At 65.1% G+C, this 12,876-nt stretch carries 14 protein-coding genes; 10 read left to right on the top strand and 4 right to left on the bottom strand.

What is annotated here, in order from left to right; genetic code table 11:
• Window positions 1-62 precede the first annotated feature (62 nt).
• From ACP153_RS10975 to ACP153_RS10960, 4 genes are all read left to right on the top strand, one after another.
• Window positions 63-878: a helix-turn-helix transcriptional regulator gene (locus ACP153_RS10975; RefSeq protein ID WP_424971029.1), complete on the top strand. Its 816-nt coding sequence runs from the start codon at window positions 63-65 to the stop codon at window positions 876-878.
• Window positions 868-1,356, top strand: a complete 489-nt coding sequence (locus tag ACP153_RS10970) for a cupin domain-containing protein (protein WP_424971028.1) — start codon at window positions 868-870, stop codon at window positions 1,354-1,356. The genes ACP153_RS10975 and ACP153_RS10970 overlap by 11 nt, the downstream gene beginning before the upstream one ends.
• 137 nt (window positions 1,357-1,493) lie before the next feature.
• A complete protein-coding gene (locus ACP153_RS10965) occupies window positions 1,494-3,059 on the top strand; it encodes an ABC transporter substrate-binding protein (protein ID WP_424971027.1) in 1,566 nt (521 codons plus the stop codon).
• A 182-nt stretch (window positions 3,060-3,241) separates the two neighbouring features.
• Window positions 3,242-3,661, top strand: a complete 420-nt coding sequence (locus tag ACP153_RS10960) for a DUF4345 domain-containing protein (RefSeq protein WP_424971026.1) — start codon at window positions 3,242-3,244, stop codon at window positions 3,659-3,661.
• A gap of 46 nt (window positions 3,662-3,707) precedes the next feature.
• On the opposite strand, the gene ACP153_RS10955 is transcribed toward ACP153_RS10960, so the two are convergent.
• Both ACP153_RS10955 and ACP153_RS10950 read right to left on the bottom strand, forming a co-directional pair.
• Window positions 3,708-4,088, bottom strand: coding sequence for a DUF4870 family protein (locus tag ACP153_RS10955; protein ID WP_424971025.1), 381 nt, complete (start codon window positions 4,086-4,088; stop codon window positions 3,708-3,710).
• Window positions 4,089-4,154: 66 nt separating this feature from the next.
• Window positions 4,155-5,003 (bottom strand): 2-keto-4-pentenoate hydratase, encoded by an 849-nt coding sequence (locus ACP153_RS10950; protein ID WP_424971024.1) that lies wholly within the window; start codon window positions 5,001-5,003, stop codon window positions 4,155-4,157.
• A gap of 241 nt (window positions 5,004-5,244) precedes the next feature.
• Between ACP153_RS10950 and ACP153_RS10945 the strand changes: the two genes are divergently transcribed.
• The gene (locus ACP153_RS10945) at window positions 5,245-6,231 is read left to right on the top strand and encodes an ABC transporter permease (protein WP_424971023.1); all 987 of its coding nucleotides are present in this window, start codon (window positions 5,245-5,247) and stop codon (window positions 6,229-6,231) included.
• A 1-nt stretch (window position 6,232) separates the two neighbouring features.
• Complete coding sequence (locus tag ACP153_RS10940; RefSeq protein WP_424971022.1) at window positions 6,233-7,189, top strand: ABC transporter permease; 957 nt, start codon at window positions 6,233-6,235, stop codon at window positions 7,187-7,189.
• Between the two features lie 4 nt (window positions 7,190-7,193).
• On the opposite strand, the gene ACP153_RS10935 is transcribed toward ACP153_RS10940, so the two are convergent.
• The gene (locus ACP153_RS10935) at window positions 7,194-7,385 is read right to left on the bottom strand and encodes a hypothetical protein (protein WP_424971021.1); all 192 of its coding nucleotides are present in this window, start codon (window positions 7,383-7,385) and stop codon (window positions 7,194-7,196) included.
• A gap of 216 nt (window positions 7,386-7,601) precedes the next feature.
• Between ACP153_RS10935 and ACP153_RS10930 the strand changes: the two genes are divergently transcribed.
• Window positions 7,602-8,681, top strand: a complete 1,080-nt coding sequence (locus ACP153_RS10930) for an ABC transporter ATP-binding protein (protein WP_424971020.1) — start codon at window positions 7,602-7,604, stop codon at window positions 8,679-8,681.
• Window positions 8,678-9,643 (top strand): ABC transporter ATP-binding protein, encoded by a 966-nt coding sequence (locus ACP153_RS10925; protein WP_424971019.1) that lies wholly within the window; start codon window positions 8,678-8,680, stop codon window positions 9,641-9,643. The genes ACP153_RS10930 and ACP153_RS10925 overlap by 4 nt, the downstream gene beginning before the upstream one ends.
• Before the next feature lie 9 nt (window positions 9,644-9,652).
• Here the strand turns inward: ACP153_RS10925 and bhcR are convergent, their stop codons facing one another.
• Window positions 9,653-10,495, bottom strand: coding sequence for an HTH-type transcriptional regulator BhcR (gene bhcR, locus ACP153_RS10920; protein WP_424971018.1), 843 nt, complete (start codon window positions 10,493-10,495; stop codon window positions 9,653-9,655).
• A gap of 200 nt (window positions 10,496-10,695) precedes the next feature.
• Here bhcR and bhcA point away from each other — a divergent pair, with 200 nt between their 5' ends.
• Window positions 10,696-11,886: an L-aspartate--glyoxylate aminotransferase BhcA gene (gene bhcA / locus ACP153_RS10915; RefSeq protein WP_424971017.1), complete on the top strand. Its 1,191-nt coding sequence runs from the start codon at window positions 10,696-10,698 to the stop codon at window positions 11,884-11,886.
• A 7-nt stretch (window positions 11,887-11,893) separates the two neighbouring features.
• Window positions 11,894-12,868, top strand: coding sequence for a beta-hydroxyaspartate dehydratase BhcB (bhcB, locus tag ACP153_RS10910; protein ID WP_424971016.1), 975 nt, complete (start codon window positions 11,894-11,896; stop codon window positions 12,866-12,868).
• Window positions 12,869-12,876: the final 8 nt, after the last annotated feature.

Raw genomic sequence — 12,876 nt, 5'->3', positions numbered from 1 at the left:
TGACCCGGATGGGCGCAGCTCGGCGCTGGCGGTGGGCGGCGGCATCGGCCTAGTCTCGTCCCATGAGCGCAGATGATCAGGAGACCGCGCCGGGTTTTCACATCCGGCAATACCGCCGGGCGCGGTTCGATCGTCTGATCAGCCCATCACCAGCGGTGATCCGGGTCGAGGCGGGCGAAAAGCGTCTGAGCGCGGACGGCTGCACAACCCGGGTGGAGGCGGGCGCGCTGGTCCTGTTGCCCGAGGCGACGCCACTTCTGGTCGAGAACCTGCCCCTTGGCGGCATGCCTTATGCTGCCACGGTGTTGGCGGTGCCGCGACCTCTCTTCGAGGCGGCCTATGCCCGTCTCGGGGAGGGGGCGGTTCGCAAGACGCCCCCCTTGCAATCCTGCCTCGCAATGGGCGCGGTGGCGCAGGCCTTCATCACGGCTCTGACGGATCTTCGCCGCGCGCCGACCCATCCCCGCTCACAGCTCTCCTGCGAGGCTCTGGCGCTGGAGATGGCGCTCGCCGGGGCCTGGGTGTCGCCCGCGCCTGTGGTGGATCTTGCGGCGCAGCTCCGGACGCTCCTCGCCGCAGATCTTGCTGCGCCCTGGACCGCCGAGACCGCTGCAAGGCGCCTCGGTCTCAGTCCCGCCACCCTGCGCCGCCGACTGCGCGTCGAGGGTCAGAGCTTTCAGGAGATCCTGCGCGAGCTGCGGCTCGCCAGCGGTCTGCACCTGCTGCAAACCACGCGCTGGCCCGTGGCCTCGGTGGCCGAGGCCGTGGGCTATCGCTCCGCCTCGCGCTTTGCCAGCCGCTTTCAGGCGCGCTTTGCCCTGTCGCCGCGCGACTTGCGCCGCCCCGTTTCCATCAAGGAGAGTTCGAATGACCGATGAAACATCCCCCAAACCCCTCGCTGCGCTGGCCACGGAAATCCCCCTGCGGGAGGGGAAATCCTCCTATCCCGCAGCCTTTGCGGCCCGGGTTGAAGGACGGGCCAAACGCCAGCTGGGCAATGCCTTCGGGTTGTCCAATTTCGGCGTGAACCTGACGGATCTCGCCCCGGGCGCGGAATCCGCGCTCCTGCACCGTCACAAGACCCAGGACGAGTTCATCTATATCCTCAGCGGTCATCCGACCCTGAAAACCGATCAGGGGGAGGTGCGGCTCGCCCCCGGCATGTGCGCCGGGTTTCCAGCGGGCGGCGTGGCCCATCACCTCGTGAACGAGACCGCCACCCCGGTCCGCTATCTCGAGATTGGCGACCGCAGCCCGGGAGACAGCGGCACCTATCCAGACGATGATCTGGAGGCCCATCTGATCGAGGGCGCCTATGTCTTCACCAACAAAAAAGGCGAACGCTACGAGAGCTGACAGCCCTCGGGCCCCGGGGCAGGGCGCGGGCAAATCGGGCTATCACAGCCCCGTGATCTGCGCGTTTTCGCGATGACCCTGCGACATTTTGGCGTCATGCTGCGCGGGTTGCTGCATAGACCACATAAGGACAGATCATGACGCGATTGCTGACCTCGACCGCGCTGGCGCTGCTTGTCGCGGTTCCGGCTTCGGCCAACGAGTTCCGCTGGGCCTCGACCACGGATCCGCAGACCATGGACCCCCACGCGGTCAACTCCGCCCCGGTTCTGGGCTTTCTCAACAACGTCTATGAGGGGCTTGTCCGGCGCGGCAAGGACATGGCGATCGAGCCTGCGCTCGCCACCGGGTGGGAGCCGATCGGCGATGGCGAGGGCTGGCGCTTCACCCTGCGCGAGGGCGTGACCTTCCATGATGGCGCGGCCTTCACGGCCGAAGATGTGCTCTTCTCCTATCAGCGGGCGTCGGACGAATCCTCGGATACCCGCAGCTGGTTCGCACCCGTCTCCGAGGTGAAGGTCGTGGATGACTACACGGTCGATATCATGACCTCGGCCCCGAACCCGATCTTCCCGGACAGCATCGCGAACTGGATGATCCTCGACAGTGGCTGGGCCGAGGCCAATGGCGCCGCTCTGCCCGACAAGGAGACCGGGAACTACGCGACGCTGAACGCCAATGGCACCGGGGCCTTCCAGGTGACCGCGCGCGAGCCGGGCCTGCGCACGGTGCTGGAGCCCTTCGCGGGCTGGTGGGGCGAGGCGGAGCACAACATCACTCGCGCCGAGTTCACACCGATCCAGAACCCGGCCACCGCCGTGGCAGCACTGCTGTCGGGCGATATCGACATGATCAACCCTGTGCCGATCCAGGATGCCGCGCGGCTTTCGGGTCAGGCGGGCGTGCAGGTGATCCAGGGGATCGAGGCGCGGGTCATCATGCTGGGCTTCCCCCATGAGGCCGAGAGCCTGAAGTATTCGCAATCCGATGATCCGGGGAACCCGTTCACGGATCTGCGCGTCCGCCAGGCGGTGTCCCAGGCGATCAATGTGCCCGCGATCCTGCAGACGATCATGCGCGGCAATGCGGAGCCTGCGAGCCAGCTCGTCAGCCCGGCCATGCGTGGCTATTCCGCAGGCCTCGCGGACCGTCCCGCCTATGATCCGGAGGCGGCGCGCGCGCTGCTGGCCGAGGCGGGCTATCCCGAGGGCTTCTCCTTCGGGCTGAAATGCCCCAATGATCGCTATCTGAACGATGAGGCCGTGTGCCAGGCGGTCACCTCGATGCTGTCGCAGATCGGCCTCCAGCCGGAGCTCGAGACCATGCCCGTCCGGGGCTACTGGCCGCGCCTGCGCGAGGATGATTTCGACATGTACCTCTTGGGCTGGTCCCCGGGCACCTTTGATGCCGAGCATCCGATCCGCTTCCTTGCCTCGACCCCGAATGCCGAGAAGAAGCTGGGCTCGTGGAACTTCGGCGGCTTCTCGAACGCGCGGGTCGATGAGCTTCTGCCGATGATCCAGTCCGAGATCGACGACACCAAACGTCAGGCCATGCTCGACGAGGTCACCGGGATCCTGCAGGACGAGGCGGCCTATGTGCCCCTCTACGTCCAGCCCCTGGTCTGGGGCGCGCGCGACACGGTCAGCCTGACCCAACGCCCGGACAACTTCTTCATCCTGCGCTGGGTGACGATGAACTAAAGCCACTCGGGCTTTGACGGCCTGAAACGGCGCGGTCTCGAACCGCGCCGTTTTTCGTGTTTGGGGCAAGGCGCAAATGGCACCTTGGCCGCCACGGTCAAAAGGCTGGCATGGCGGGTCAAGACCCTGGCCGCCCGCGCATCCTATTCCTTGGTCATCAACTCTCACCAAGGACTACACAGATGCATCTCTCCCGTTTTCAGAAAATCACGCTTGGTCTCAGCGGTTTCACGGCGTTGGCCATCGGCCTCTCCATCCTGCTCATGCCCCATGCGTTCTATGCGAGCTACGGCATCGCCCTGGATCACTCCCCGAACCTGATGAGCGAATTGCGCGCGCCGGGGGCGGGGCTCGCGAGCTTCGGGGCGATCATGCTCTCTGGCGTATGGCGCGCCACGCTCGCGCCGCTCGCCTTCAAGGTGGCGCTGACGGTCTATCTCAGCTTTCCCGCCGGGCGGGTGGTCAGCCTGCTGGCCGACGGGGTGCCCTCGTCGAGCATTCTCTGGGCGCTGGCCATTGAAGTCGCGCTCGCCGGTCTCCTCCTCGGAGCGTTCGGGTGGCGGTCTTCTCCGGGTGCCGGGGGCGCGCGTCTCGCCGGGTAACCCCCTCTGGCGGCACCGGACCTGCGGTGCCGCGCCTCGCGCCGGACTAGACCGCGAGGATTCCGGCGTATTTCGTGCCGCTGATCGGTTTGCCGTCATTGGCCAGCACAAAGCCCGAGATCACCCGGGTCAGGCCCCAGACCACGAGGAAGATCCAGACGAGAACTCCGATCCCGATGGTGAGCAGGATGACTGCCACGATCCCGATCCCCAGACCGATCCAGAAGGTCCGGATCTGGAACGTGAAATGGCTGTCGGCCACCGGATCGGATCCACGGGTGATATAGGCGTAGATCAGGCCTGCGAGACTCGTGAGCCCTACGAAATACCCCACCGCGTAGAGGCCATAGACGATCTTCACCGGCAGAAGCGGGTCCTTTGAGGCCGGTGTCGGTGCCGGCGGAGGTGTCGGGGTCGGGTCTGTCATACTTGTATCATTGTCTATCCTATGAAAGCCCTGCGCCACTCCCGAAAAGACCGAGCGCCGTTGGGCCTATTCGAACTTCACCGTCAGGCTGGGGTTCCCCGGCAGGCCGAGATATTCGACCTTGGCCATGCCTTTGGCCTTCATGGGCGGCATGAGCGGGCCGATGGATCCGACGGAGATCATGTCCCCCTCCTTGAAGGTGATGCCCGTGCTGCGTAGCCAGATGACCGAGCGCAGGGGGTTGCCCAGAACGGCGGCTCCCGGTGCCTCCGACAGGACGGTGCCCTCGGCATCAGTGACGCGCACCTGCATCTCGGCCAGTAGGTCGATCATCGCGCCACCATCCTCAAACGGGATCGCCGGGCCCAGCACACCCGCGCGTGCGCCCACGCCACCCGCGGTGATCGTGGCGCCGGTCAGGGGCTCATCCTTGGCATACATCAGGTCCGGCAGTTCGATGAAGCCATGGACCGAGGCGATGGCATCCATCACATCCGCACCGGTCTCGGCCTCATTGATCGCGGTACTGCCGACGACCAGAACCAGATCCGCCTCGAAAAGCGGCCGCGCCCCGTGGGGGCCGGTCACGGTCGCGCCATCCTCGAGGAACATGTCGCGATAGAGCACACCGGCCACGGGCTCGGAGACGCCGAACGCCTCCATGGCGCGGTCACTGGTCAACCCGGCCTTGTAGCCCACCACCGGACCCATATGGGGCTCGAGCGCCTTGGCGACTTTCGCCTGGGTGCAGAACGCCTCCTCCATGGTGGCGTTCACGCCGAGCGCTTTGGTCGGGGTCTTGGCGAGGTAATCTTCGACAAAGCTGGCGACCTCCGCATCCGTGGCGCAGGTGGCCAGGCCCGCCGAGGGCAGGGCGACAGCGGCCAGTGCGGCCAAGACGGTCAATCGGGTCATGAAAGGGTCCTCCTGAAAAATGGTCCGGCTGGGGCGGGGCAGGGCGCGGTGGCGGATCGCGCGGCCCCCTGCGCGCGGAGTCTGCTCTGAGCATGCCTCCCGCTTGGGCAGGGGGCAACGGTTTTCGCCCCTTGGCGCGCCAGCTGCTGCTTGCCGCAACGGCGCGGGCCCGGGCAGACGACAGAGCCCTTGACCGCGTCAGCCGGTCGCGGGACAACGGAGAGCAGTTTGGGGAGGGTGCATGCTCGCATTTATCATTCGCCGGGTGGTGCAGTCGCTGGTCGTTCTGCTCATCGTCGGTCTGGTCGCATTCTCGATGTTCCGCTTCGTCGGGGATCCGATCGACAACCTGCTCGGGCAGGAGCGCACGCTGGAGGATATCGAACGTCTGCGCGCGCAGCTTGGTCTCGATGATCCCTTCCTCGTGCAATACTGGAACTTCCTGAGCCGCGCCTTCCAGGGCGATCTGGGGATCTCCTACCGGCAGTCGCGCCCCGTGGCCGAGATCCTGCTGGAGCGCGCCCCTGCAACCCTCGAACTGGCCGCCGTCTCGGGCGTGCTGGCCATCGGGTTCGGCATCATCCTCGGCATTTTCACGGCGATCCGCCGCGACGGCTGGGCCGCGAGCATGGTCATGTCCGTCTCGCTGATCGGGGTGTCCCTGCCGACCTTCCTGATCGGGATCCTCTTGATCTATGTCTTCGCCGTGGAGCTCAACTGGCTCCCAAGTTTCGGACGTGGGGAGGTCGTCGATCTCGGCGGCTGGAGCACGGGGTTCCTCACGGCCTCAGGGCTCAAGGCCTTGATCTTACCGGCAATTACCCTCGGGCTCTATCAGATGACTCTGATCATGCGGCTGGTGCGATCCGAAATGCTCGAAGTGCTCCGACAAGACTATATCCGCTTTGCCCGGGCGCGTGGGCTGACCGAGAAGGCGGTGAATTTCCGCCACGCGCTGAAGAACACGCTGGTCCCGGTGATCACGGTCACGGGCTTGCAACTCGGCTCGATCATCGCCTTCGCGATCATCACCGAGACCGTGTTCCAATGGCCCGGTGTGGGGCTTCTTTTCATCAACGCCATCCAGTTCGTCGATATCCCGGTGATGGCCGCCTACCTGATGCTGATCTCGGTGATGTTCGTGGGCATCAACCTGATCGTGGATCTGCTGTATTTCGCGATTGACCCGCGCCTGCGGGTGGATCGCTCCGGGTCCGGAGGACATTGAGATGACGGATATGCCCAATGAAACACCGACCCCGGTGAAAGAACCTTCGCGCCTCGCCGTGGCCTGGCAATCGGATTTCGCCTGGAAATTCCGCCGCTCGCCTGTGGCGATGATCTCTTTCGCGCTGGTCCTCCTCCTGGTGCTGTCGGCGGTCCTGGCGCCGCTGATTGCCCCCTATGACCCGTTCAACCCCGCCTCCCTGAACCTGATGAACGGGTTCTCGCAGCCGATGCAGCCGAACGCGTTCACCGGCGATGTCTTCTGGCTGGGGACGGATGATCAGGGGCGGGACGTGTTCTCGACGATCCTTTACGGCATGCGGATCTCGCTTTTCGTAGGCTTCGCGGCGGTGCTTTTCGCCATGGTGCTGGGGGTCACACTGGGCCTGATCGCGGGCTATGTGGGCGGCTGGGTCGAGACGCTGATCATGCGCGTGGCGGATGTGCAGCTGACCTTCCCGGCGATCCTCGTGGCCATGCTGATCTTCGGGATCGCCAAGGGCATCACGCCCGTCGAATATCGCGATCAAATGGCGATCTGGGTGCTGATCCTGGCCATCGGCCTGTCGGACTGGGTGCAGTTCGCGCGGGTCGTTCGGGGCGCCACGCTGGTCGAGAAGAACAAGGAATACGTCCAGGCGGCGCGCCTGATCGGGCGGGGCTCCGGCGCGATCATGCTGCGCCACATCCTGCCCAATGTGCTCTCGCCGGTGCTGGTCATCGCGACGATTTCGCTGGCGCTCGCGATCATCGCCGAGGCGACCCTGAGCTTCCTCGGCGTCGGCGCGCCCCCCACCCAGCCGTCACTTGGCACGCTGATCCGGATCGGGCAGGGCTTCCTCTTCTCCGGCGAGTGGTGGATCCTCTTCTTCCCGGCGGTCACGCTTCTGGTGCTCGCGCTCAGTGTGAACCTTCTGGGCGACTGGCTGCGCGACGCCCTGAACCCGAGGCTGCGATGACCGCTCAGTGGACGGGCGAGAACCGCGCCAATCGGTCGAGCTGGGGCGCCATGGTGCACCATTCATCATCGGAGGTGAGCACCCAGTGCACGTCCCCGGTCTCGGCGGCCACGATGATCCGTCCGGGATCGGTGGTCACCAGATCCGAGCCGATGACGTTGAGGAACAGGACGAGGGCTTGGGTTGATAGGCACATATGGGGCACTCCTTCAGCAGTCGTTGCGATGCGTCTTCAGCAGCTGGCCCAGACTATGACCCAGCATCATCAGCGTTGCGTCATTGGTGATGCTGCGACGCAGCATTTGCCGCAGCCCGCAACGCCGCCCGCATCCGATTTGCGCGTTTCCGCGACGCTTTGCCGGGAAATCGGGCGGCTTTTCGGGCCTTTTGAGCTGAAAGAACGGAGGGTTTCATGACGGAGCCGGTTCTCTCCATCCGCAATCTGACCGTGGATATTCCGACCCGCTACGCCGTGCTGCGGCCCGTGGACAACGTGTCCTACGATATCGCACCGGGGGAGATCCTCGGCGTCGTGGGCGAATCCGGAGCCGGGAAATCCATGGCCGGGAACGCCGTGATCGGCCTTCTGAACCCGCCCGCCCATATCTCCAGCGGCGAGGTCTGGCTCAATGGCAAGCGCATCGACCAGCTGGGGATCGATGCCCTGCGCCGGGTGCGCGGCAAGGATATCGGCATGGTCTTTCAGGACCCGCTGACCTCGCTCAACCCGCTCCTGCGGATCGGCGATCAGCTGACCGAGACGATGCTGGCCCATCTGCCGATCTCCCGCGCCGAGGCCGAGGAGCGGGCCATCGCCGCCCTCGAGGAGGTCGGCATTCCCGCCGCCCGCCAGCGGGTAAACAGCTATCCCCACGAGTTCTCGGGCGGGATGCGTCAGCGGGTGGTGATCGCGCTCGCGCTTTGTGCGGAGCCGAGCCTGGTGATCGCCGACGAGCCGACCACGGCCCTCGATGTCTCGGTGCAGGCCCAGATCATCGCGCTCCTGAAGCGGCTCTGCCGGGAGCGCGGGACCGCCGTGATGCTGATCACCCATGATATGGGCGTGATCGCCGAGGCGGCGGACCGGGTCGCGGTGATGTATGCCGGGCGTCTGGCCGAGCTTGGTCCCGTGCGCGACGTGATCACCACGCCCAGCCATCCCTACACCCACGGGCTCATGGGCTCGACGCCGCTTGCCTCCAAGGGGCTGGCGCGTCTGCACCAGATCCCGGGCTCCATGCCCCGGCTCGGGCGGTTGCCCGAGGGCTGTGCATTCAACCCGCGCTGTCCCCGTGCGCAGGCGCGGTGCCGTCAGGACCCGCGCCCGGTGATCGAGGCCGGCGCGCGCGCTGCCTGCCTCTATCCGATGGATGGCGCGGCGCCCGAGGGCGACGCAACACCACCGAACGCAGGTGCCCGACACTTGCCCGACACAAGTCCGACAGGGGGCCGACCCGGGGCCGACGCCGGTCTGCAGGGAGGAAACCCATGACAGCCCTTGTCTCCGTCAAGGACCTGAGCCGCCGCTTTGACGTCTCCAAACCCTGGCTGAACCGGGTGCTGGAACGGCTGCCGAAATCCATCCTGACCGCTGTCTCCGATGTCAGTTTCGATGTGGAGGAACGGACCGTCTACGCCCTTGTGGGCGAGAGCGGATCGGGCAAATCCACCATCGGCAAGATGGTGGTCGGCTTGCTCGGACCCTCCGAAGGCGGTGTTGAAATCAACGGGATAGACCTCGCGCGCGAGACCGATGAGGCGGCGCTGGATGCGGTGCGCTCGGACATCCAGATGATCTTTCAGGACCCGTTTGCGAGCCTGAACCCGCGCTGGCGCGTCCGTGACATCATCGCCGAACCCGTCGCCGCCCGGGGCGGCCAGACCCAGGGCCTTGCTGAGCGGTTGCTGGAGCAGGTGGGTCTTTCGGCCGAGGATGCGGGCAAGTTCCCCCACGAGTTCTCCGGCGGTCAGCGTCAGCGGATCTGCATCGCCCGCGCCCTCGCCTCTGAACCGAAACTGATCGTCTGTGACGAGCCAACTTCGGCCCTCGACGTGTCGGTTCAGGCGCAGGTGCTGAACCTGATGTCCGACCTAAAAGATGAGTTCGGGCTGACTTACCTCTTTATTTCCCATGACTTGACCGTGGTCCAACATATGGCGGACCGGATCGGGGTGCTCTATCTCGGACGGCTGGTGGAGGAGGCGGATCCCGCGACCCTCTTCGACACACCACGTCATCCCTATACCCAGATGCTGCTGGCGGCGGCGCCGAAAATGGATGGGTTCGGACGTGAGGTGGATCCGCCGAAAGGCGAGATCCCGGACCCGATCAACCCGCCCTCGGGCTGTGCCTTTCACCCGCGCTGCCCCATGGCCGAGGCGCGCTGCAGTGCCGAGCGGCCCAAGCTGCGCGAGATCGGCGGGGCGCGGGTCGCCTGCCATCTGGCGGGCTGAGCAGACGGGTTACTCCGCAGCCATGCGCGGGGCCTGCCCGCCGATCCGTGCCGTGACCTCGGCTGCCGCGGCGCGCACAGCTTCGCCGAGACCAGGCAGGGCGGCGGGCGAGAACCGCGCCGAGGGCCCCGAAACCGAGATGCCCGCCACAGGTTCCTGAAAGCTGTCATAGATCGGGGCCGCGACGCAGCACATCCCCTCAAACCGCTCTTCATTGTCGAAGGCCCAGCCGCGCGCGCGGGCCTCGGCCAGATCGCTGAGCAGGGCATCGGGCGCGGTCAGGGTCTTGGGCGAGAACTGCTCCAACCCGGTACGCCGCAACAGTTTTTCCGTATCCCCTTGCGCCATCGCCGCCAGAAGGGCTTTGCCAATCCCCGAGGCATGCATGGGCCCGCGAGAGCCGGGACGGTGAAAGGCGCGGATCGGGTTATGGGTCTCGACCTGCCCGATGAAAACCACATGGTCGCTATCGGCGATCCCCATATTCGCGGTCTCGCCGGTCTGCTCCATCAGGGTCCGCATAGTGCTGCGCCCGACCTCCAGAAGGTTCGTGCGCTGCATGAAGCTGGAGCCGACGCGGAACGCCTCAAGGCCCACGCGCCAGGTCTGCGTCGCCTCGTCCATATCCACATAGCCGTGCTTTTCGAGGGTCGCGAGGACGCGGTGCGCGGTCGAGGCGGGCATGCCCAACCGCATGGAGAGATCCGAGAGCGTCCCACCCCCATCCCGCGCGAGCGCGCTGAGTACAGAGAGCCCGCGATCCAGTGCCTGAATGGTGCTGGCCTGCGTGTCAGAGAAGGGGTTTTTCGGGCGCCCACGGCTGCGTCGCTGGGGGGATGTCGAGTCGGTCATGCTCACTCCGGTCTGGCTGTCTAAGAGTATCTCGCAGTGAAAAATATTTTCAATAGTGCGCACATAACTTTCTTTGGAAATTCAAAAACAGTGTAAAAACAGGCGCTAAACTGTATTTTTCCAAAAACGAAAAATGTTTTCGAAAAAATTGGAAAAATAGATCACCCTGTCTATGGTGCTGCTCAAAGGAGGACTGCACCATGTTTGAGCAAAACCCAGTTTTTATCCCCGGGCCGACCAATGTCCCGGATCGTCTGCGGCGCGCCATGGATGTGCAGACCCGCGATCACCGCTCGCCGGAATTCGGCGCGATGCTTCCAGCGCTGTTCGATGGTGTGCGCAAGATCTTCAACACCAAGAGTGCCGAGATCATCACCTTCCCGGCCAGTGGTACGGGCGGTTGGGAAGCGGCGGTGAGCAACACGCTTTCGCCCGGCGACACGGTGCTGATCGCGCGCTACGGCATGTTCAGCCACCGCTGGATCGACCTTTGCGAGCGTCACGGCCTCAATGTCGAGATCATTGAATGCGCCTGGGGCACGGGCGCGCCGGCGGATCTGTTCGCGGCCAAGCTGGCGGCGGACAAGTCTCACCGGATCAAGGCGGTTCTCGTGACCCATAACGAGACCGCGACCGGCGTGCGCTCGGATATCGGGGCTGTGCGCCGGGCCATGGACAGCGCGGATCATCCGGCGCTCCTGATGGTGGATTGCGTGTCCTCCCTGGCCTCCATGCCTTTCGATTTCGACGGCTGGGGCGTGGATATCGCGATCACCGGTTCGCAGAAGGGCTTCATGCTCTTTACCGGCATGTGCATCGTCGCCGTCAGCCAGAAGGCGCTCGACTATCGCGACACGGCAACCCTGCCGCGCACCTTCTTCAGCTTCGACGACATGCTCGCAGCCAACGGCGCGGGCGGCTATCCCTATACCCCGCCGATCCAGCTCATGTTCGGGCTGGCCGAAAGCCTCAAGATGCTGGCCGAAGAGGGGATGGAGAACGTCTATGCCCGCCATTTCCGCCTTGCCGAGGGGGTGCGCCGCGCGGTCTCGGCCTGGGGTCTGAGCCTCTGTGCCGAGCGGCCCGAGCTTTACTCCGACACGGTAAGCGCCATCTACGTTCCCAAGGGCTTTGACAGCAACGCGCTGACCCAGCACGCTTTCGACACCTATGACATTTCCTTCGGGGTGGGTCTGGGCGAGATGAATGGCCGCGCCTTCCGGATCGGCCATCTGGGCGCGCTGACGGATGTGACCATGCTGTCGGGCCTCGCGACAATCGAGATGGCCATGGCCGATCTCGACTACCCGATCGAGCTGGGCTCCGGTGTCGCCGCCGCCCAGCAGTTCTACCGGACCACGGCGGGCGCAAGCCTCGCCAAAGCAGCGTGAGGACGTGATGAAAGACACGATCGACCCTCCGGTGATCCCGACCTATGAGGACGTGGTCACCGCCCATGAGCGGATCAAACCCTATATCCATCGCACGCCGGTGCTGACCTCGTCCTATTTCAACGAGCTGACGGGCGCGGAGCTGTTCTTCAAATGCGAGAACTTCCAGAAGGCGGGTGCCTTCAAGGTACGCGGCGCCTCGAACGCGGTCTTCGGGCTGAGTGACGAGATGGCGGCCAAGGGCGTGGCGACCCATTCCTCCGGCAACCATGCGCTCTCGTTGAGCTATGCCGCCGGGCGGCGGGGGATCCCCTGCCATGTGGTCATGCCGCGCACAGCCCCGGAGGCCAAGAAGGCCGCCGTGCGGGGCTATGGTGGGATCATCACCGAATGCGAGCCCTCGACCACCTCTCGCGAAGCGGTCTTTGCCGAGGTCCAGGCTGCGACCGGGGCCGAGTTCGTCCATCCCTATAACGATCCGCGGGTCGTGGCGGGGCAGGGGACCTGCTCGCGCGAGTTGATGGAGCAGACCGACGGGCTCGACATGGTGATCGCGCCCATCGGCGGCGGCGGTATGATCTCGGGCTGCTGCCTGACGCTCAGCAACATCGCCCCCGAGGTGCAGATCATCGCCGCCGAGCCCGAGCAGGCCGACGATGCCTATCGCAGCTTCAAGGCCGGTCACATCATCGCCGATGATGCGCCGGTGACGATTGCCGACGGGCTGAAGGTGCCGCTGAAGGATCTGACATGGCATTTCGTGTCCAACCACGTGTCGGACATCCTCACCGCCTCGGAGCAGGAGATCATCGATGCCATGAAGATCACCTGGCAGCGGATGAAGATCGTCATGGAGCCGAGCTGCGCCGTGCCGCTCGCCACCATTCTGAAGAACAAGGAAAAATTCGCCGGCAAGCGCGTCGGTGTCATCGTAACGGGCGGCAATGTCGATCTCGACAAGCTGCCGTGGATCATGGGCTAAGGGGAGCC

This window comes from Dinoroseobacter sp. S76 (genome assembly GCF_049801095.1).
GTDB lineage: Bacteria > Pseudomonadota > Alphaproteobacteria > Rhodobacterales > Rhodobacteraceae > Dinoroseobacter.
Note: the sequence above shows the minus strand (reverse complement) of the source record. Positions and strands in the feature narration are given on the sequence as shown.

Excerpts from the sequence above, each read along its gene's own strand:
- ACP153_RS10970 (WP_424971028.1), top strand. The coding sequence starts at position 868 with ATGACCGATGAAACATCCCCCAAACCCCTCGCTGCGCTGGCCACGGAA.
- ACP153_RS10930 (WP_424971020.1), top strand. The coding sequence starts at position 7,602 with ATGACGGAGCCGGTTCTCTCCATCCGCAATCTGACCGTGGATATTCCG.
- ACP153_RS10950 (WP_424971024.1), bottom strand. The coding sequence starts at position 5,003 with ATGACCCGATTGACCGTCTTGGCCGCACTGGCCGCTGTCGCCCTGCCC.
- ACP153_RS10945 (WP_424971023.1), top strand. The coding sequence starts at position 5,245 with ATGCTCGCATTTATCATTCGCCGGGTGGTGCAGTCGCTGGTCGTTCTG.
- ACP153_RS10935 (WP_424971021.1), bottom strand. The coding sequence starts at position 7,385 with ATGTGCCTATCAACCCAAGCCCTCGTCCTGTTCCTCAACGTCATCGGC.
- ACP153_RS10965 (WP_424971027.1), top strand. The coding sequence starts at position 1,494 with ATGACGCGATTGCTGACCTCGACCGCGCTGGCGCTGCTTGTCGCGGTT.
- ACP153_RS10960 (WP_424971026.1), top strand. The coding sequence starts at position 3,242 with ATGCATCTCTCCCGTTTTCAGAAAATCACGCTTGGTCTCAGCGGTTTC.
- ACP153_RS10925 (WP_424971019.1), top strand. The coding sequence starts at position 8,678 with ATGACAGCCCTTGTCTCCGTCAAGGACCTGAGCCGCCGCTTTGACGTC.
- bhcR (WP_424971018.1), bottom strand. The coding sequence starts at position 10,495 with ATGACCGACTCGACATCCCCCCAGCGACGCAGCCGTGGGCGCCCGAAA.
- ACP153_RS10955 (WP_424971025.1), bottom strand. The coding sequence starts at position 4,088 with ATGACAGACCCGACCCCGACACCTCCGCCGGCACCGACACCGGCCTCA.
- ACP153_RS10975 (WP_424971029.1), top strand. The coding sequence starts at position 63 with ATGAGCGCAGATGATCAGGAGACCGCGCCGGGTTTTCACATCCGGCAA.
- bhcB (WP_424971016.1), top strand. The coding sequence starts at position 11,894 with ATGAAAGACACGATCGACCCTCCGGTGATCCCGACCTATGAGGACGTG.
- bhcA (WP_424971017.1), top strand. The coding sequence starts at position 10,696 with ATGTTTGAGCAAAACCCAGTTTTTATCCCCGGGCCGACCAATGTCCCG.
- ACP153_RS10940 (WP_424971022.1), top strand. The coding sequence starts at position 6,233 with ATGACGGATATGCCCAATGAAACACCGACCCCGGTGAAAGAACCTTCG.